The organism is Clostridium sardiniense (assembly GCF_019753795.1).
Classification (GTDB): domain Bacteria; phylum Bacillota; class Clostridia; order Clostridiales; family Clostridiaceae; genus Clostridium; species Clostridium sardiniense.
In genome coordinates, this window is the sequence record NZ_JAIKTU010000014.1 from 17,683 (window position 1) to 38,348 (window position 20,666).

A 20,666-nucleotide genomic window follows, 5' to 3' on the forward strand; every position below is an offset into this window, starting at 1 on the left:
GGAGTTAGAATTATGACAGAAAAAGAAAAAATGTTATCGGGAAATTTATATATGGCTAATGATGAGGAACTTAGAAGAGATAATAAAAAATCAAGAATGCTTACTAGATTATTCAATAATTCGACAGAGGAGCAAATTCAGTATAGAAAAGAGTTATTAAAAGAATTATTTGAGAAAACAGGAGAGAACTTATATATTGAACCACCATTTAGGTGTGATTATGGGTGCCACATTTCTGTTGGGAATAATTTTTATGCAAATTATGATTGTATTATTGTTGATGTGTGTAAAGTAGAAATAGGAGAGAATGTATTATTTGGACCTAGAGTAGGTATATATACAGCGGGTCATCCAATAGATGCTGAAATTAGAGATACAGGATTGGAGTTTGGTAAGCCAGTAAAAATAGGAAATAGTGTATGGGTTGGAGGAAGTACAGTAATTAATCCAGGAGTTACAATTGGAAATAATGTTGTTATAGGTTCAGGATCAGTAGTAACAAAAGATATTCCAGACAATGTAGTAGCTGCAGGAAACCCATGTAGAGTTTTAAGACAGATCACTGATGAAGATAAGGCTTATTGGGATATGAAAAAAGAAGAATATTATAATACTAAAGGTTAAAATATTTGAAACTATATTTAAAATAATAAAAAAGCATTCATAGTTAAAGCTATGGATGCTTTTTTTATTTATAATATTTCTAATATTTCTACAGTGTAAGTATATTCAGGTGCATTAACTGTAACTATATCTCCAACTTTGTGGCCAGATAGTGCTTTCCCTAAATCAGATTCCACACTTATAAGCATATTTTCTGGGTCTAAATCCATTGTAGTTACTAGAGTTACTGTAACTTCATCATCATCTTCTACAAATTTAATTCTAGCTTTACTATTAATACCTAAGACTGATTTATCTAAACTCGTATCATCTACTACTGTTGCAGTTGAAATCATAGTTAATAAATACTGAATTCTATTATCATTTTCTCTATAATTTGCACAAGCTTCTTTATATTCCGCATTTTCTGATCTATCACCATGTGCAGCAGCAATTAATTTTTCTTTTGCGATTTCACCTCTTTTAACTGTCATTCTATATTCTAATTCTTCTCTTAATTTTTTTACATTTTCTTCTGTTAGTTGATTATTCATAAAAACTAACCCTCCCCTGAAATATATTATGTTAATATTATATAATATATAAAAGAAATTGAAAGGGACTTATGGTCTTTAATAATATATATTGAATTATTTTTCAATATGGACTCCAAGAATAAGAGGTAAATATGACTTTAAAGAAGAGAAAAAAAGAACGAATAAAAATTAATAATGTAAATGAATTTAAGAATGCACTAAAAAAAGAAGGATATAAGATAGATGAATTAGATGAAGAAAAATTCAAAGAAGAAATTACTAAAAATTTTAAGGTAGATAGTAGTGTAATAGATAAATTATATAAATGCATAAGTGATACTGAGATTACTTATAGAGCAAATGATACTCGAGATTTTATTGACTATATAGAAAAAATCATGATATTTGAAAATGAACACAATAAATTATGTGAAAAAATAAGCAAAATAAAAAGATTAATCATAGATAGGATTGAATATGACCGAATACCAAGCTCACAAGATAATGTTGATGATATATTAAAAGATATAGAAGAAATAAAAAAAATTATATCAGTAGAAATAAGCAGAGAAGAGAAAGAAAAGCTTGAAAGTTTAGAAAAGGAATTAAATAATGATTATCTTTATGCAAAGGATATTGAACTTCTAAAGAAAATGGTGCTTATTAGAAAAGAAGATGCAAAAGAAAAATATAATGCTGAAACTAGAGTTAAAACAATATTAATAGAAATACCCAATGAAATAAATTATCACTATATGAAAGTGAAGAAAGGAACTGTAGAATATCATCATCATTTAACAAGTAACATACCAAGAATGAAACGCTTAATAAAGAATATACATAAATATATTAAGGTCTCCGAAAAAGAAAAAAATACATTTAAAATAGATCAAAGCAAAGCATTACAAGATTCTATAAATATAGCAGTAGCAACATATAATAATAAGGAATTTAAAGCAATAAGCGGTAGTAATGATGTAAAAGGTTATTGTACGGCACCTTTATTAAAAGAAGCAAGTTTTAAAAGTATGAAAGTTAATAAATTAGGTAAATTAGGAACAGGATATAATCGAGTTAATGATAGTGAAAAAAAGATACTTGAAGAAATAGATAAACAAATAGAAGGAAAAATACTTAAGAATGAAGGAAATCTTATTTTGTATAGTAAATGGGAACCTTGTCCAAGTTGTTATTTTGTAATTAGTCAATTTTGCAAAAAGTATCCAAATATAAAAGTACAGGTGAAATATAGTAAAAGGTACGGTGAACAATAGGTAATCATAAGGCTATAGCAACTAAATATCAGAGAAATCTTACTTGGTATTTAACTATAGTAGCATAAATATGTTTATTTATATTTAAATTTTTATTTTCCTATAAATAGGAAAGTTTACAGATGAATAAACGTATACTCATAATAAGGTTAATATATACAACCTGTAATTTGTTAAATTTAAATAAAGGATTTAATGCAGACCAAGGAGTGCTTTGAATGTATGAGTTTATAGAAAAATTAGTTGATGAGATGAAAGATAAAATAATTGGATACAGAAGAGATTTTCACAAATATCCAGAGTTTGCATGGACAGAATTTAGAACAGCTTCCTTGATTGCGAAAGTATTAATAGATAATGGGTATAAGATTAAAATAGGAAAAGAAGTTATAAATGATAAATATAGAATGAATATTCCATCTAAAGAGGAACTAGATAAAAGTTATAAAAGAGCAATAAATCAAGGTGCATATGAAGATATATGCAAGTTAATGCGTGGTGGATATACTGCAGTAGTAGGAATTTTAGAAAATGGAGATGGTCCATCTATATCATTAAGATTTGATATGGATGGAGTTAGAATAAAAGAAAGTGAAGATTATAGTCACATACCATTTAAAAACAGTTTTTCATCTAATAATGATGGGATAATGCATGCTTGTGGTCATGATGGACATATAGCTATAGGACTTGGAGTTGCAGAAGTTATTGTAAAGATGAAAAAATATTTTAAGGGCACAATAAAACTTATATTTCAACCAGCCGAAGAGGGTGTAAGTGGAGCTAGAGCAATATCAGAATCAAATTTGTTAGATGGTGTAGATTATATAATTAGTGGGCATATAGGAATAAAGGCAAGAAAATCAGGAGAAATAATATGTGGGACAGATGGATTCCTAGCAACATCTAAGATCAATGCTGAATTTAAAGGTAAATCATCTCATGCAGGAGTAGCTCCAGAAAAGGGACATAATGCACTTTTATCAGCAGCAACAGCAGTTTTGAACTTAGATGCTATACCAAGAAATGGTGAGGGTGATACAAGAATAAATGTTGGAAAGTTAATAGCTGGAAGCGGAAGAAATGTAATTCCAGGAAGAGCATTTATGGAAATAGAGACTAGGGGAGAGACAACTGAATTAAATCGATATATGGAAAATTATGCAGAAAGAATATTAATGGCTTCAGCAGAAATGCATGACACACATGTTAATATAAAATGTGTAGGAAAATCTATAAGTGCAAGTAGTGATGATGAGTTAGTAAAATTAATTAAGAATGTTGCAAATAATATAAAAGAATATACTATTATAAGGGAAAAAGATAGTTTTGGAGCTAGTGAAGATGTTTGTTATATGATGAATAAGGTACAAGCTAATGGAGGAAAGGCATCGTATATTATGTTTGGTAGTAATTTAAAAGCTGAGCATCATTCACCTATGTTTGATTTTAATGAGAAGGATATGCTATGTGCGGTGAAGCTTTATAGTGAACTTATATTAAAAATAGCTGCGGATAGAGATGTTTAATTTAAGTAATATTTAAATTAAACGTAAAAATACTTAAAAAGAAAAACAATAAAAAGTTAAATCGATTAATAATATAATCAATATATATGTATAAAATTATGAATTGATTTTTATCTCCTAACTAAAATAATACAGCATTATTTCAGTTAGGAGATTTTAATAATTTAACTTTAAAAAGGTCTAATTTTAAAACGGATTAATTATTTAATAAATAATTAGCAAAAAGAAAATTATAATTTAGTACATGAAATTTTTATTAATTGAGTAATTGCCTTAATAGATATATCTGATATGTTAGAGCCATTTAAAATTAAATCTGCTTTCCATTTAGTGGGCTCAACATACTCATCATGTCTGTAACGAACCATATCTAAGTAAACATTTGAAATTTCATCAAATGTAAGCCCCCATTCCATATTTCTTTTAAGACGTCTTACTATTCTTTCATCAGGTCGACAATCTATAAATAGCTTTAAAGCTAATTTTGAATAGAGTTCCTTATCCCATAATGTAAGTAATCCTTCAATTATAACTACATCATAATTGTTATTTAATGCATTAGATAGATCAAGCTTTAACTTTAGTAAATCAATTGTTTCCGGATGATTATCATCAATATACATAGTTCCTACAATTGGTGCTTCAGAATAGGGTCTTTCACTTTCAGGTTTAAAATAGTCATCCATGTGAAAGATTTTAAGTTTTAATTCTGAAAGCTCTTTCTCAAGAATATTACAAAAAGTTGATTTTCCACTAGCGCTACCACCAGCAATTCCAAGAAAAAAAGGTTTATTCATATTGGTTCCTCACTTTATAAAATATAATATAATACTCTTATTTACTTAATTATAAAAATAAGAATTTTATAGATTTAATTATATTAATTCTATAAATTGAAGTTTATTCCTTTAAAAATATAAATAAAAATAAGTATTATAGGATACTAGATTTATTCTTTAATTCTTTCTATGATTTCTTGAAATTCAGTATTTTCTTTTATCTTATCAAATGTCTTATTATCTTCTAAAAGAGTAGTTATAGTTTCTTTTAAATACTCTTTAGAGATAGTCTTTTTACTAATCTCTAAGGTATCAAAAAATATATTATTTGATAAATCTTCATAAATATTTTCTAATTTAGATTTTATAAGAGGTTCAGATTTCTTTAATGCTTCTATGGATTCTTTTTCGCAACCATTACGAGCATATGCTTCAGCTAGCGTTATATAAGCTGACATTCCATTACTTGGGGAGTCAAACAAATTATGAAGCTTTATTAGAACTTCTAATAATTTTATTGATTTGTCAAATTCTTTATTTTTTTCTGCAATACGAGCTAAAGATAATAAATTCATACCACAGTTTCCTAAGTTTTTAATAAGCATTTCTTGATACATTTTCTTTGATTTTTCAATTTCTCCTTTATTATAGTGAATAGTAGCAATTAATAGATTAGTATCTGTAGATTCAGATGGTAACTTTTGTGCAGTTTCTAAAGCTTTATCATTATCCTGCAGCATTATATAATAACTTGTTAAACTTAAAAGAGCTGATTTTGATATTTCTATATCTTCACATACGGAAGCTTCTTTAGTTAGTTCCATAACTCTGTCCATTAGAGAGTTCTGACTTTCTTCTGTAGTTATAAGGGGAAGCTGAGTAAAATATAAACTTGCTATTTTAAGCTTTAAACCTAAATCATTTGGATATTCTTTTAAGTAATTTTCACAATCTTCATAAGCTTCCTTATAATCTTTATTTGTAAAATTATTTGAGCATGTTGATAAAATTTCTTCTATGTCTTTATCTGTTAGCTTTTCTTTAAATTCTAATAATCCATCAATTGTAGTATCAAGTAGACGAGCGATTGGAGAGAGTAATGTAATATCAGGATAAGCGTATCCATTTTCCCATTTTGATACTGCTGGCTTTGATACACCTACTGCTTCAGCAAGCTGTTCTTGAGTTAGACCTTTTATTCTTCTTAATCTTTGTATGACTTTTCCAACATTTAAAATCATAAGTTTTACTCCTTTATTTTGTGATAAGAAAGCTTTCTGAGTAAAGTATAGCTAATAATACAAAATATTACAATTGAATAGAAAGTAACTTAGATTATTAAAAAGTAAACTAATAGTAAACTAGAATATTATATTGGTGTGGTGGTAAAATGTGAAGTAAATAAAACTTTAGAGTAGCATAGTAAATTACATAGCTATTTAACAAAAAAAATTTTTATTGAAATATATTGTAAAAATAATCCATAGGTGGTAATATTTTGATGTGTTTTGAAATATGGAATTCATAGTATTAAGAGAAATTAAATAATTGCTGTAGATAATAAATCTAATTGGAATTAAAGGACTAAAGTAAAATATAAAAATATTTATATTTTGATTACAGGAGGATCTTAAAATGAATAAAACATCGAGAATTTATGGGAAATTAAGCAAAGAGGAATTAAGTAAGATAGTAGAGAATTATTTTGGAATAGGAACTAATTTTAAAGCAAAATTAATATCAGGTGGATTATTTAATACTACTTATCACATAGAAATATTCAAAGATAAACAACAAGTAATATTAAGGGTAGGCCCTAGTAATAGGAATTTACTTTTACCTTTTGAGAATAATTTAATGAAAGGTGAAGAGTATGTTTATAAACTTTGCATAGATAATGAAATACCATGTTCAAAGATACTTTTATGTGATACAGAAAAGAAAATTATAAATAGAGATTACATGATAGTTGATTATATTGATAGTAAAGTATTATATGATGTTAAAGTTAGTAAAGATATAGAAGACAGACTTTATAATGAGGTTGGAGAATATATATCTAAATTACATAATATAACTTCTAAAAAGTTTGGACGAGTTTATGATATATCAAAAGGCGATGGATTTGATTTATGGAGTGAATACTTAATAGATGAAATTTCAAAACTTAATGATAAAATTAGAGAGTTTGATATATTTTATGATGAGCAGTTAGAGTTATTTAAATCATGTATCTATAAATATAAAGAAATGTTAGATGAAGTTAAAATACCACATTTAGTTCATGGTGATTTATGGGCTGGCAATATTTTAGTAGAAGAGAGGAATGATAATTATAATATAGCGGCTATTATTGATGCAGATAGATCAATATTTGGTGATGTTGATTTTGAATTTGCTAGTCCTTGGATAATAAATGAATCTTTCATAAAAGGTTATGGAACAGAATTAAGCAGTGATATAAAAAGCCAAACTCGTAGAAAAATATATAGTCTTTTATATGCCTTAATGGATTCATATGTTTGGTATATAGAATATGACAATCAGGAATCTGGATTAGAAAATAAAGATAAAGCTATGCAATTATTAGAGGAATTATTAAATCAGCAGTAATAAAAAAGACTTGGTTACCTAAAAGTAACTTGTTGTGATATTTTAAGAAAAGTGGTATATTCACTCTATATAAAATAATATTTTTAAATATTATAAAGGGAGTATAGGGGTATAAATTTATGAAGTTAAGTAAAGTTAGTAATTATATTTCTAATATAGCCATTGTTGTAGCTATATATGCTGGGTATAAAGTATTTCAAAGTCGTATGCATTTACCACAAGGAGCATGTCCGGTAGAAGATAATAGTACATTATTATATGTATCTATAGCAGTTTTGATTTTATCAATAATATTATCATTTATTTCAGATAAGTTTGAAGTTAAGAATAGAAAAGAAATAGATAATAATTAGTTTATAAAGATACATTTCTATTGTAGAAAGTAATAAAATTAAATTTAAATAGTATATAATATAAATAGTATATAATATAATTAATACTATATTAGTTAAAAGTTGTATTGAGAGATATTGTTTCTCAATACAACTTTTTATTTATATTAAATTTACTAAATAATAATTTTTAAATATTAGATTATCGTAGTATAATTATTTTCTTAATATAATATTGTTTAAATTATAAGATATATAAATATAATCGATTATTTAATAATGGAGGAAGATAGATGAATTTTGTTGCTATAGATTTTGAGACTGCAAACGAAAAGAGGAATAGTCCTTGTTCTATAGGTATTGTTGTAGTAAAGAATGGAGAAATTATTGAAAGAATACATCATTTAATAAAGCCAAAGGAAATGAGGTTTATGCCAATAAATATTGGTATACATGGTATAAGACCTAAAATGGTTGAAAATGAATTAGAATTTAATGAGGTATGGGAAAAAATTAAACATCATTTTGATGAAAGTTTAGTAATAGCTCATAATGCTGGATTTGATATATCTGTTTTAAGAAATACCTTAGAACTTTATGGAATTGAAGCACCAACTTTTAATTATATATGTACAATGAAACTTGCTAAGAATTTCTACACAGGGCTTAATAATGTAAGATTAAACACAGTAAATAATTTTTTAGGATATAAGTTTAAGCATCATGATGCTTTAGCAGATGCTCTTGCATGTAGCAATATATTACTTAATATTTCAGAGGAATTAGATACTAAAGATGTTAATGAGATATCTAAAGCTTTAGGGGTAACTCTTGGAGTAGTTAATAGTGATGGATACAAGCCTTCTTCAAGTAGAGGAAGAATATTAATAACATCAAGAAGAGAGCCATCAATAGATAGTAATAATCCATTTGAATGTTTAGATAGTAATGCATTTAGAGATGAAGTTGTAGTATTTACAGGAGGATTAGCTTCTATGACAAGAGATGAAGCTATGATGTTAGTTAGAAAACTTGGAGGATGCACAGGAAGTTCGGTAACTAAGAAAACAACATGCTTAGTAACAAATACAAAAAATATAGAAGAATTAGATAGGTGTGAAATGAGCAATAAGCTTAAAAGAGCATCAGATTTAAGAGATAAAGGTCAGAAGATAAAATTCTTAGATGAAGAGAGATTTTTAGATATGATAAAAAAAGCTAATTAGGATTAGTAGATTATCTAAGAGATGTTTTAAGAGAATATAAATTTTCTATATATCTATATACGAAAATAAATAATATAATAAAAAGAAATGATATAGATATAAAGAAATGTATAGGGAGTTATAATATATGGACTTTTTTAATCTTATAAATAAAAGGGAAAGTGTCAGAGGATACTTAGAAAAACAAGTTGAAAGAGAAAAGATTATAAAAATTATTGAAGCTGCTAGATTAGCACCATCAGCTTGTAATGCACAACCTTGGAAGTTTGTTGTCGTAGATGATAAAGAGATTACAAAGGAAGTTGCAAATAATTTATATGAACCAATGATTGGTTTAAATAAATTTGCACTTACTGCTCCAGTATTTATTGTTGTTGTAGGTGAAAAACGTAATTTAACATCTAAGATGGGTGAACTTATTAAAAAGAAAGACTATACATCTATAGATATAGGTATTGCTTCAGAACATATTTGCTTAGCTGCAACTGAGTTAGGACTTGGAACTTGTATGATGGGATGGTTTAAAGAAAAAGCAATAAAGAAGTTATTGAATATAAATACAAATAAAGAAATACATCTTGTTATATCTTTAGGATATTATGATGATAGAGAGCCAAGAAAAAAGGTAAGAAAAGCAATTGATGATATTCTTTCCTTTAATGAATATAAGTAAAATGATTGCATGCTAATTAAAGCATGCAATTTTTTATAATTAACTTTTCTAAAGTACACATACTATTTATATAAAATATTTAGGAGAAGTATTATGAGAAAGATATTATTACCACAGAAAGCAAAAGTGACTCCTAAGGTAGTGTTAGAAGAAATTAATAAGTTTGACCATATTAATAAAAGTCCATATAGTTCAAGTTATTATAATGTTCCAAATGTTACTTGGGAGTATAAGCCCGAAGGAAGTCTTAGAATATCAGATCATTGGAATTTCATGTCTCATGGGGAGAAACATTGTATTTTAGAAGTTACAGAAGAAAAAGTAGAGAATAATTGGATTCTAGCAAAGTATATAGAGGGAAGGTATCATATATTAAAAGAGTTTGGAGAAAATGTTCCAGGCTATAGATTTATGGAGATAAATAAAAATGAATTAGAGCTACTTAAGGATTTGTATGATTTAGGTGGCTTAGTTAGTTCGAAAGAATGGCATAAGATACATAAAGAAAAAATCTATGCAATAAAAGAAACTCATATAAAGAATAGAAAGAAAGTATTAAAGGATATTAACCCTGATAAATTAAAGGAATTTAAAGAGAAAAATAAAAAGGTTAAGAAGGTAGTTTATATTAGAGAAAATGATTTATATAATATAAAATTAGCATTAACTTTATATAAAATAAGTAGAGACTTAGATGAATTATGTAAGACTAAAGAGGGATCTAGCAAATTAATAAATACTTACAAAGGTTATAGATTTAATGATGAAGAAGTCGAATCCTTTGAAGAGAAGTATGTTTTAGTATTAGATAATAAAATAGCTGTTGATTTTAGTAAGGAATACTTAGAAAAGATATATAAAGTTACTGATAAAAATGAATCATAATATATAAAAGAATTTTAGTTTATAAATAAAAGTGAAAATTATTATATTTTTATGCTACTATCTTCCTAGTAATAAGAACTTCATAAAATTACAATATACTTATATTACATTAAAAAGGGGAGAATAGCATGGTTAATAGAATTGTATTAAATGAAGTTTCTTATCATGGAGCTGGAGCTATAAAGGAAATTGTAACTGAAGTAAAAAGAAGAGGATTTAAGAAAGCTTTTTTATGTTCTGATCCAGATTTAATTAAATTTGGAGTAACAGGAAAAGTTACTGATATATTAGATGAGGCTGAGCTTGGTTATGAATTATACTCTAATATTAAAGCTAATCCAACAATTGAAAATGTACAAGTTGGTGTAGAAAATTATAAAGATTCAGGTGCAGATTATATAATTGCTGTTGGTGGAGGATCATCAATGGATACAGCAAAAGCAATAGGAATTATTATTAATAATCCAGAATTTGAAGATGTTATAAGCTTAGAAGGAGTAGCGCCAACTAAAAATAAATCTGTACCAATTATAGCTGTTCCAACAACAGCAGGTACAGCAGCTGAAGTTACTATTAACTATGTTATTACAGATACTGAGAAGAATAGAAAATTTGTTTGTGTAGATACACAGGATATTCCAATAGTAGCAGTTATTGATCCTGAAATGATGGCAAGTATGCCAAAAGGTCTTACAGCTGCTACAGGAATGGATGCTTTAACTCATGCAATAGAAGGATTTACAACATTAGCAGCATGGGAAATGACGGATATGTTCCATTTAAAAGCTATTGAATTAATTTCAAAAAGTTTAAGAGGAGCAGTTGAAAATATAACTGAGGGAAGAGAAGGAATGGCTCTTGGTCAATATATTGCAGGTATGGGATTTTCTAATGTAGGACTTGGAATTGTTCATTCTATGGCACATTCATTAGGTGCAGTTTATGATACACCTCATGGAGTTGCAAATGCAATTATTCTTCCAACTGTTATGGAATATAATGCAGATAAAACAGGTGATAAATACAAATATATTGCAGCGGCTATGGGCGTTGAAAATACAGAGAGTATGAGTGTAGAAGAATATAGAAAGTCAGCTATAGATGCGGTTAAAAAGCTTTCTAATGATGTTGGTATACCATCTAACTTAACAGATATAGTAAAGGAAGATGATATTCAATTTTTAGCAGAGTCTGCATACTTAGATGCATGTAGGCCTGGTAATCCAAAGGAAACATCAGTAGAAGATATAATAAAATTATATCAATCATTAATTTAACTAAAATATATTAATATAAAATATACAAAAATGAGCTACAGTATAAATCCTTATGATTTATTGTAGCTCATTTTTATATTTACTAATATTTAAATAAACTTATAAATTAAAATAAGTGCTCTATATAACATTAAGTGAATATGCTTTCAAATACTGTTTTGGAGTTACATTTTTATATTTTTTAAAAGTTTTAATAAAATAGCTTACATCGTTAAAGCCACAATTAAAAGCAATTTCTGTAACGGGTAAGTCAGTAGTTATAAGTTGTTCCGAAGCACTTTCAATTCGGTAGTAGTTTAGATACTCAATTGGAGTTTTATTAGTCATCTCATGAAAAAATCTACAAAAATATTTTGGAGTCATTCCAGCAGCTCTAGATAAATCTTCAAGGGAAATAGGGTTAGAATATTCATTTTCAATTATAGATAAGACTTTTTTAAATTGTAGAATCTTTTGCTGATTTCTTTTAGTATTTTTATTCTTATTTATATATAACTCATGCTTTAATATAATTCCTAATAAGTGATACAAAGACCCTTGTGTAACAAATTCATATCCAGTATTTTTTATCTGCATAGAATCAAATAGATTATTACAGCATGTCCTTAACTCTGAAATATCAGTAGGAAGTCTAGGCTCAATTACTTTGTTATGATTTATAATATTTTGTATTTGTTTTGTGCAAGCATGGTTTTGCTTTAATAGTAAATTCATATTAAATACAATACAGTCATATACACAGTCTTTTGGTGTTCCACCATGAAATATTCCGTCATGAATGAAAAGAATATCTCCTTTTTTAGCTAATATTTTTTCTTCGTTAATTATTATAAGCATATCGCCTTCTAAGATTCTTATGATTTCACATTCAGTATGCCAATGATAGGGCATATTGTATCTAGGATGATTTGGTGTTACGTGATAAAGTTCTATAGGAAAATCGAAAGTGCCATGTTGTTTATTTTCTTTATAATCAAAATACTTCATAGGAATACCTCCAATTTAAGATTTAAATGAAAAAGTGAATATAATTATATTTTTTGACTATTATAGCACAAGAAAACGTTTAACGAAAGAATTATAATGAATTTAACAACAAAAATACTAAAAAATGTAAATTGAAAGAATTTAAATATAAGAATATTTAGGGAGGAGTTATTATGGCAAAAAGTAGATTAGTAGGAGAGTATCCTGTAATTGGAATAAGACCAACAATAGATGGAAGAAGAGGAGTAATTGATGTAAGAGGTTCTCTTGAAGAACAAACAATGAATATGGCAAAGTCAGCTGCAAAACTTTTAGAAGAGAATTTAAAGTATTCAAATGGAGAAAAAGTAAAGGTTGTTATAGCTGATACTACAATAGGAAGAGTGCCAGAAGCTGCAGCTTGTGCAGATAAATTTAGACGAGAAGGTGTAGATATAACTCTTACAGTTACTCCATGTTGGTGCTACGGTGCAGAAACAATGGATATGGATCCAATGACTATAAAAGGAGTATGGGGATTTAATGGAACTGAAAGACCAGGGGCTGTTTATTTAGCATCTGTTCTAGCAACACATGCACAAAAAGGACTTCCTGCCTTTGGAATATATGGACATGATGTTCAAGATGCAGATAACACAGAAATACCTGAAGATGTAAAAGAGAAGTTATTAAGATTTGGTAGAGCAGCAGTTGCAGCAGTTTCTATGAGAGGAAAATCTTATCTTCAAATAGGCTCTATATGTATGGGAATAGGTGGTTCTATTATAGATCCTAATTTTATAGAAGAATATTTAGGAATGAGAGTAGAATCAGTTGATGAAGTGGAAATAATAAGAAGAATGTCTGAAGGAATATATGACGAAGAAGAATTTAAAAGAGCATTAAAATGGACTAAGGAAAAGTGTATAGAAGGCTTTGATAAAAATCCTGAAAGTGTTCAAAAGACGAGAGAAGAGAAAGATTCTGATTGGGAATTTGTTGTTAAGATGATGTGCATTATAAAAGATTTAATGAACGGAAATGAGAATTTACCTAAAGGATGCGAAGAAGAAAGACTTGGACATAATGCAATAGCAGCTGGATTCCAAGGGCAAAGACAATGGACTGATTTTTATCCAAACTGTGATTTTCCAGAAGCACTACTAAATACTTCATTTGATTGGGATGGAGCTAGGGAGCCTTATATATTAGCTACTGAAAATGATGTATTAAACGGAATTGGAATGTTATTTAATAAATTGCTTACAAATAAGGCTCAAATATTTGCTGACGTTCGTACTTATTGGAGCCCAGATGCAGTAAAGAAAGCTACTGGATATGATTTAGAGGGTGTAGCAAAAGAATCAGATGGATTTATACATTTAATAAATTCAGGAGCAGCTTGTTTAGATGCGTGCGGACAAGCAAAAGATGATGATGGAAATGGAACAATGAAAGCATGGTATGACATAACAGAAAATGATCAAGAAGAAATTCTAAAAGCAACTACTTGGAATGCTGCTGACAATGGATACTTTAGAGGGGGAGGATACTCTTCAAGATTCTTAACAGAAGCTGAAATGCCAGTAACAATGATGCGTTTAAACCTTGTAAAGGGACTTGGACCAGTTGTTCAGTTAGTTGAAGGGTATACAGTAAAACTTCCAGATGAAGTATCAGATAAGTTATGGAAGAGAACAGATTATACTTGGCCTTGTACTTGGTTTGCTCCAAGACTTACTGGCAAAGGTGCATTTACATCAGCATATGATGTAATGAATAATTGGGGTGCTAATCATGGTGCTATAAGTCATGGACATATAGGTGCAGATATAATAACTCTATGCTCAATATTAAGAATACCTGTAAGTATGCATAATGTACCTGAGGATAAGGTATTTAGACCAGCAGCTTGGAGTGCATTTGGAATGGATAAAGAAGGACAAGATTATAGAGCTTGCAAAGCTTATGGACCAATGTATAAATAAAAAAATTAGTAGGTGATACTATGGATAATAAAAGTATAGAGAAGAAAGTATTAGCTTTTGATTTTGGTGCATCTAGTGGAAGGGCAATGCTTGGAACTTTTGATGGAAATAAAATAGATATTAAAGAAATTCATAGATTTTCAAATGATCCAGTTACTTTAAATGGGACTATGTACTGGGATGTTTTAAGATTATTTTTTGAAATAAAGCAAAGTCTTATAAAGGCTAAAAGGTTTGGAAAGATTGATAGTATTGGAATAGATACATGGGGAGTTGATTTTGCTCTTTTAGATGAGTTTGGTCAATTACTTGAAAATCCAATTCATTATAGAGATAAAAGAACAACTGGAATGATAGAGAAAAGTTTTGAGAAAATATCAAAGGATGAATTTTATAATATAACTGGTAATCAATTTATGGAGATAAATACTGTATTTCAACTATTAGCATTAAAGGAAAAAAGATCACATCTGCTTGAAAAGGCGGATGTGATGCTCCTAATGCCTGATCTATTTAATTATTTATTAACAGGTAAAAAGGTTACGGAAAATTCTATAGCATCAACAACTCAGCTATTTAATGCTAAAAATAGAGCTTGGTCAGATAAAGTAATAGAATCTTTAGAGCTCCCTAGAAGAATATTTACAGAAATAGTACCAAGTGGAACGATAATAGGCAATATATCAGAGGAGATAATTGAGGAACTTAAAATAGATATGTGTGATGTTATTGCGGTAGCAGGGCATGATACACAAAGTGCATTAGTTTCTGTTCCAACTATAGAAAAAGATTTTGTATTTTTAAGTTGTGGAACATGGTCTTTACTTGGGACTGAGATTGATGAACCAATTATTAATGAAAAATCAAATAATTATAATATCACAAATGAGGGAGCGTATGGAGATAAAGCATCATTCTTAAAAAATATTATTGGATTGTGGCTTATACAAGAAAGTAAAAGACAATGGGAAAGAGAAGGCAGAGAATATGAATTCTCACAATTAGAAGAGATGGCAAAAGAGGCCAAACCATTTAAATGCTTTATAGATCCAGATGATCCTGTATTTGTACAAACTGGTGATATTCCAAGTAGAATCAAAGATTATTGCGTAAGAACTAATCAAGAAGTTCCGCAAAGTGAAGGTGAAATTGTTAGGTGTATAAATGAAAGTTTAGCAATGAAGTATAGATATTCTTTAGAAGAAATAAAAGATTGTATCAATAAAGATTATTCAGTTATTTATATGGTAGGTGGAGGTATTCAAAGTAAACTTTTATGCCAAATGACAGCAAGTGCATGTAATTGTAAAGTTTCAGCAGGTCCTATTGAAGCCACAGTACTAGGAAATATAGCAATACAGTTAATGGCTACAAAGCAAATAGAGAATTTATATAAAGCTCGTGAAGTTATAAAAAATTCTCAGGATATATATCAGTATTATCCTAATGATTTTGATTTATGGAATGGGGCATATGAAAGATTTAAAGATGTAATTAAATCTAAGGAGGTAGTTAAATGTTAAAGGGTGTACCACAAATTTTATCCCCAAATCTTCTTAAAGTGTTGTGTGAAATGGGACATAGCGATCAAATAGTAATAGCAGATGGTAACTTTCCTACTGAGAGTATGGGAAAAGATTGTATAGTAATTCGTTGCGATGGGAATGGAATACCAGAATTACTAGATGCAATATTAAAGGTATTTCCACTTGATACTTATGTAGAGAAACCAGTGAACTTAATGGAAGTTATGGCTGGAGATACTGTTTTAACACCAATTTGGGATGATTATAAAAAGATTATTAGTAAATATGATAATCGTGGAGAAGAGACAGTAGGGACTATAGAAAGATTTAAATTTTATGATGAAGCTAAAAAAGCATATGCAATAATTGCAACTGGAGAAAAAGCGCTATATGCAAATGTAATACTACAAAAAGGAGTAGTGGCTGAAGCTTAGTTAAAGAGTAGGGGGAGAATTTATGCAAGGTGAAAATAATAATTTAATGTATATGGAAATAAGAGAGCAAATATGTGATGTATGCCACAAAATGTGGCAATTAGGGTGGGTTGCAGCAAACGATGGAAATGTAACAGTAAAATTAGATGATGGTACATTTTTAGCTACACCTACTGGAATAAGTAAAAGCTTTATAACTCCAGAAAAATTAGTTCATATTGATGCAAGTGGAGAAGTTCTTGATGGACCAGAGGGAGCGAAACCTTCTTCAGAAATAAAAATGCATTTAAGGTGTTATGAGGAAAGAGAGGATGTTTGTGCAGTTGTTCATGCACATCCACCAACTGCGACAGGATTTGCAGTTGCTCATATTGACTTGGATAGATATACAATGATAGAAACTGTAATTGCAATAGGATCTATTCCAGTTACACCATATGGTACGCCATCAACTTATGAAGTTCCAGAATCAATAGCGCCATATCTACAGGAACATGATGTTGTATTGCTTGAAAATCATGGAGCATTAGCAGTAGGGTCCGATTTAATAACAGCTTATTATAGAATGGAAACATTAGAATTATATGCAAAAATAAGTTTAACAGCACATTTGTTAGGTGGAGAAAAAGAGATATCAAGAGAAAATGTTGATAGATTAATTAGTATGAGAAAAGCTTATGGAGTAAGTGGAAGACATCCTGGATTCAAGCGTTATAGAAAAGAAAAATAAATATATTATCTATAAATTTGTAGGGGGAGTTCTTAATGGAAGGGAAAATAAAGAGTACCGAGAAAACTAGTATTGTGCCAAAGAAATATAGAGTACATTTCATAATGCTTATATCATGTTTTGTACTTTGGGGTCTTCTAAATAATATGACTGATAATCTTGTACCAGCTTTTGGAAGAATATTCATGCTTGAAGCAGCGGATTCTTCGCTGGTTCAGGTTGCTTTTTACGGTTCATATGCAGTACTTGCATTACCAGCAGCAATGCTTATTAAGAAATATTCATATAGAAATGGTGTATTAGTAGGTCTTGGATTGTATATAATCGGAGCTATGGGATATATACCGGCTGCAATGTTACAAAACTTCAATTTATTTTTAGTATCAGTTTTCGTTTTAGCAGGTGGACTTTCTATATTAGAAACTACTTGTAATCCATATGTAATTTCATTAGGAGATGAAGAGACAAGTGTTCGTCGTCTTAATTTTGCCCAAGCATTTAATCCTATTGGTTCATTAACAGGTATTATATTAGCTAAATATTTAATATTAGGAAATTTAAATGCAGCAACTTATGAAGAACGTTTAAGTATGAGTGCAGAAGCTTTAAGTGATATACGTAATACTGAATTATTATGGGTGTGTGTACCATATGTGGGTTTAGTTGTTATAGCTATAATAATTTGGTGTTTCTTTAAGAAAAATAAAAGTTCTGAAAAAGATGATTCTGGTGAGCTTAATATAATAGAATCAATAAAGAAACTTATAAAGATTCCACGTTATGCATTTGGTGTAGTTGCTCAATTTTTCTATGTTGGAGTTCAAATAGCTGTATGGACTTGGACTATAAAATATGTAATGGTTACATTAGGATTAGATGAAGCATCATCAGCTAAATATTATCTTATAGCAATAGTTTCATTTATAGTATGTCGTTGGCTATGTACAGCACTTATGAAATATATAGAGCCTGCTGTAATGATGGCTATCTTTGCAATCGGTGGAATATTATCTAGCTTAGGAACAATATTCTTACCAACAAATATATCAGTTTGGTGTCTAGTTGCAATATCAGCTTGTATGTCATTAATGTTCCCAACAATTTATGGTATAGCACTTGAAGGATTAGGAACAGAAGTAAAGGTTGGGGCTGCAGGTCTTATAATGGCAATATTAGGAGGAGCAGTAATAACACCTATTATGGGAGCTCTTATAGATAGTGGAAAATTATCAAGTATGGTTCCAGCATATCAAGGTGCTGAAGCTGCTATCCGTTCAGCTTTCTTTATACCAGTAATTTGTTTTGCTGTAGTACTTCTTTATTCAGTATGTTTTAGAAAGAAAAAATCAGTATAGTATAAAGTATTAAACGGATATTTATATAATATATTGATATAAAAATATAAATATATTAGTCTCTCAATACTCAAATTTTAGAGTATTCAAATAAAAGTAAAATTATTTTATAAAAAACATCTTATTTATTATTATAATAAGATGTTTTTTATTTTTTTAATTGATTATTAAATTTATTTAGTAGGATGAAATTTAATATTAGCATACTGCATAGGTAAATAATGTTTATTAAAGGCAATAGGATATTTACTATTTTTATAAAGGCCTTCCTCAACTAAATAAAATTGCTTCTCACAAGAGATTGGATGACCTTTAGTGACAAAGTTTCCAGCTGTTGAAAATTTTATATCAACTAATGCATCAGTACATTCAGTATAAACTTTATCTTCAATAAACTTAAGAAGTTCTTCTCTATCATTTAAATCAAGATTAAAAGTAGAGATAGCTTCTATTGGAATTATAGTAAATGTATAAGCGACAGTATCTCCACTACACATATACCATCTATCTATACCAACTGTTGCTACAGATTTTTTACCTAATATTTTAGTGAAATAATCTGAAGGTGGTTGTATCTTAAAATCAAATTCAATAGTATCTATTTTATGATCTAAGCATTTATAAACAACGTGTCCTATTTTTTCTAATCCACTTTTCTTAGGTGAAATTTCTTTTGTAATATAATTTCCTTTTCCACGTATATTTTTAATTAAGCCATCATCTTGAAGTAATGCTAGTGCTTGACGAAGGGTACTTCTACTTACCCCTAATGTTTTTGCAAGATCTGGTTCGGATGGGAGTCTACTATTTTTAGGGAAAGTTCCTTCATTTATCATTTTAAAAAGTTTATTATATACAGTCACATATCGTAATTCTTTTGCTGTATCAATTATATTAATATCAATATTATCCATCATAATCACCTTTCTAATAAACGGACAAGTTATATACAAGTTTAACTTTGAAAGTTCATTTATTAATATAAATTATAAGATATTTTATAAAAATAGCAAATAAAAAATATGAAAAAATATGTAAACGATTGACGAATGATAAATTATCATGGTATTATCTATATATAAAAACATACAACAAAATAGACAAGTTGTACTTGTCCTAACAATAGGAGGAATTTAAATGATTTATTCACAAGGTTCAGAAAAACAATATCATATAGATGTCGCAAAAGGTGAAGTTGGAAGATACGTAATAATGCCAGGAGATCCAAAAAGATGTGCTAAGATAGCTAAATATTTTGATAATGCAGAACTTGTTGCAGATAAGAGAGAATATGTTACATATACTGGTTATTTAGATGGAGTTAAAGTAAGTGTTACTTCAACTGGTATCGGTGGACCATCAGCTGCTATTGCATTAGAAGAATTAGTTAAATGTGGAGCAGATACATTTATAAGAGTAGGTACATGTGGTGGTATGGATCTTGATGTAAAAGGTGGAGATATAGTAGTAGCAACAGGAGCTATAAGAGCAGAAGGAACTACTAGGGAATATGTTCCAATAGAATTCCCAGCAGTTGCAAATTTAGATGTAGTAAACTCTTTAGTACAAGCGTCAAAAAATTTAAATGAAACTTATCATGCTGGAGTTGTTCAATCAAAAGATTCTTTCTATGGTCAACATTCACCAGAAACTAAGCCAATAGGATATGACTTAATTAATAAGTGGGATGCATGGGTTAAATGTGGATGTCTTGCATCTGAAATGGAAGGTGCAGCATTATTTATAGTTGGAAGTTACTTAAAGGTAAGAGTCGGAGCTGTATTCCTAGCTATAGCTAACCAAGAAAGAGAAAAAGCTGGACTTGAAAATAAGCAAGCGCATGATACTGAAGGAGCTATAAAAGTAGCAGTTGAAGGAATTAGAAATCTAATAAAATTAGACAAAGAAAAGGGACTGTTATAAAATAGCATTAAAAAGTA

General features: G+C 28.7%; 20 protein-coding genes. 15 read left to right on the plus strand and 5 right to left on the minus strand.

Features of this window, described 5'->3' with window-relative positions; all coding sequences use genetic code 11:
• The first annotated feature begins 12 nt into the window (after positions 1–12).
• On the plus strand, positions 13–624 hold the full coding sequence (locus K5V21_RS15470; RefSeq protein WP_245000746.1) for a sugar O-acetyltransferase: 612 nt from the start codon (positions 13–15) through the stop codon (positions 622–624).
• 68 nt (positions 625–692) lie between these two features.
• Here K5V21_RS15470 and K5V21_RS15475 read toward each other — a convergent pair whose 3' ends face one another.
• A complete protein-coding gene (locus K5V21_RS15475; protein ID WP_221862062.1) occupies positions 693–1,157 on the minus strand; it encodes a GreA/GreB family elongation factor in 465 nt (154 codons plus the stop codon).
• Between the two features lie 134 nt (positions 1,158–1,291).
• Between K5V21_RS15475 and K5V21_RS15480 the strand changes: the two genes are divergently transcribed.
• Entirely contained in the window at positions 1,292–2,413 is a 1,122-nt protein-coding gene (locus K5V21_RS15480; RefSeq protein ID WP_221862063.1) for a deaminase domain-containing protein, read from the plus strand.
• Positions 2,414–2,631: 218 nt separating this feature from the next.
• Positions 2,632–3,942, plus strand: a complete 1,311-nt coding sequence (locus K5V21_RS15485; protein WP_221862064.1) for a M20 family metallo-hydrolase — start codon at positions 2,632–2,634, stop codon at positions 3,940–3,942.
• Positions 3,943–4,172: 230 nt separating this feature from the next.
• On the opposite strand, the gene K5V21_RS15490 is transcribed toward K5V21_RS15485, so the two are convergent.
• Positions 4,173–4,739, minus strand: coding sequence for a uridine kinase family protein (locus tag K5V21_RS15490; protein WP_221862065.1), 567 nt, complete (start codon positions 4,737–4,739; stop codon positions 4,173–4,175).
• Positions 4,740–4,891: 152 nt separating this feature from the next.
• The gene (locus K5V21_RS15495) at positions 4,892–5,962 is read right to left on the minus strand and encodes a helix-turn-helix domain-containing protein (RefSeq protein WP_221862066.1); all 1,071 of its coding nucleotides are present in this window, start codon (positions 5,960–5,962) and stop codon (positions 4,892–4,894) included.
• A gap of 394 nt (positions 5,963–6,356) precedes the next feature.
• On the opposite strand from K5V21_RS15495, the gene K5V21_RS15500 reads away from it, so the two are divergent.
• From K5V21_RS15500 to fucO, 6 genes are all read left to right on the plus strand, one after another.
• Entirely contained in the window at positions 6,357–7,334 is a 978-nt protein-coding gene (locus K5V21_RS15500; protein WP_221862067.1) for a phosphotransferase, read from the plus strand.
• A gap of 119 nt (positions 7,335–7,453) precedes the next feature.
• The gene (locus tag K5V21_RS15505; RefSeq protein ID WP_221862068.1) at positions 7,454–7,687 is read left to right on the plus strand and encodes a hypothetical protein; all 234 of its coding nucleotides are present in this window, start codon (positions 7,454–7,456) and stop codon (positions 7,685–7,687) included.
• 272 nt (positions 7,688–7,959) lie between these two features.
• Positions 7,960–8,892 carry an exonuclease domain-containing protein gene (locus K5V21_RS15510; RefSeq protein WP_221862069.1) on the plus strand — a complete coding sequence of 311 codons (933 nt, stop codon included), beginning with the start codon at positions 7,960–7,962 and terminating at the stop codon, positions 8,890–8,892.
• A 127-nt stretch (positions 8,893–9,019) separates the two neighbouring features.
• On the plus strand, positions 9,020–9,565 hold the full coding sequence (locus tag K5V21_RS15515) for a nitroreductase family protein (protein ID WP_221862070.1): 546 nt from the start codon (positions 9,020–9,022) through the stop codon (positions 9,563–9,565).
• Between the two features lie 93 nt (positions 9,566–9,658).
• Positions 9,659–10,450 (plus strand): hypothetical protein, encoded by a 792-nt coding sequence (locus K5V21_RS15520; protein WP_221862071.1) that lies wholly within the window; start codon positions 9,659–9,661, stop codon positions 10,448–10,450.
• Positions 10,451–10,578: 128 nt separating this feature from the next.
• Positions 10,579–11,727 carry a lactaldehyde reductase gene (gene fucO, locus K5V21_RS15525; RefSeq protein ID WP_221862072.1) on the plus strand — a complete coding sequence of 383 codons (1,149 nt, stop codon included), beginning with the start codon at positions 10,579–10,581 and terminating at the stop codon, positions 11,725–11,727.
• A gap of 120 nt (positions 11,728–11,847) precedes the next feature.
• Here the strand turns inward: fucO and K5V21_RS15530 are convergent, their stop codons facing one another.
• Positions 11,848–12,714 carry an AraC family transcriptional regulator gene (locus tag K5V21_RS15530; protein WP_221862073.1) on the minus strand — a complete coding sequence of 289 codons (867 nt, stop codon included), beginning with the start codon at positions 12,712–12,714 and terminating at the stop codon, positions 11,848–11,850.
• A gap of 173 nt (positions 12,715–12,887) precedes the next feature.
• Between K5V21_RS15530 and K5V21_RS15535 the strand changes: the two genes are divergently transcribed.
• From K5V21_RS15535 to fucP, 5 genes are read left to right on the plus strand one after another with little or no spacing between them, the layout of a single operon-like run.
• On the plus strand, positions 12,888–14,681 hold the full coding sequence (locus K5V21_RS15535) for an L-fucose isomerase (protein WP_221862074.1): 1,794 nt from the start codon (positions 12,888–12,890) through the stop codon (positions 14,679–14,681).
• Positions 14,682–14,701: 20 nt separating this feature from the next.
• The gene (locus K5V21_RS15540; protein ID WP_221862075.1) at positions 14,702–16,204 is read left to right on the plus strand and encodes a rhamnulokinase; all 1,503 of its coding nucleotides are present in this window, start codon (positions 14,702–14,704) and stop codon (positions 16,202–16,204) included.
• The gene (locus K5V21_RS15545; RefSeq protein WP_221862076.1) at positions 16,198–16,641 is read left to right on the plus strand and encodes an RbsD/FucU family protein; all 444 of its coding nucleotides are present in this window, start codon (positions 16,198–16,200) and stop codon (positions 16,639–16,641) included. Before K5V21_RS15540 ends, K5V21_RS15545 begins: the two co-directional genes overlap by 7 nt.
• A 46-nt stretch (positions 16,642–16,687) precedes the next feature.
• A complete protein-coding gene (locus tag K5V21_RS15550; protein ID WP_221862129.1) occupies positions 16,688–17,371 on the plus strand; it encodes a class II aldolase/adducin family protein in 684 nt (227 codons plus the stop codon).
• A 35-nt stretch (positions 17,372–17,406) separates the two neighbouring features.
• Positions 17,407–18,726 (plus strand): L-fucose:H+ symporter permease, encoded by a 1,320-nt coding sequence (fucP, locus tag K5V21_RS15555; RefSeq protein WP_221862077.1) that lies wholly within the window; start codon positions 17,407–17,409, stop codon positions 18,724–18,726.
• 173 nt (positions 18,727–18,899) lie between these two features.
• Here fucP and K5V21_RS15560 read toward each other — a convergent pair whose 3' ends face one another.
• Complete coding sequence (locus K5V21_RS15560) at positions 18,900–19,631, minus strand: GntR family transcriptional regulator (RefSeq protein WP_221862130.1); 732 nt, start codon at positions 19,629–19,631, stop codon at positions 18,900–18,902.
• A 232-nt stretch (positions 19,632–19,863) separates the two neighbouring features.
• Here K5V21_RS15560 and udp point away from each other — a divergent pair, with 232 nt between their 5' ends.
• On the plus strand, positions 19,864–20,649 hold the full coding sequence (gene udp / locus K5V21_RS15565; RefSeq protein WP_204594923.1) for a uridine phosphorylase: 786 nt from the start codon (positions 19,864–19,866) through the stop codon (positions 20,647–20,649).
• The last annotated feature ends 17 nt before the right edge of the window (positions 20,650–20,666 follow it).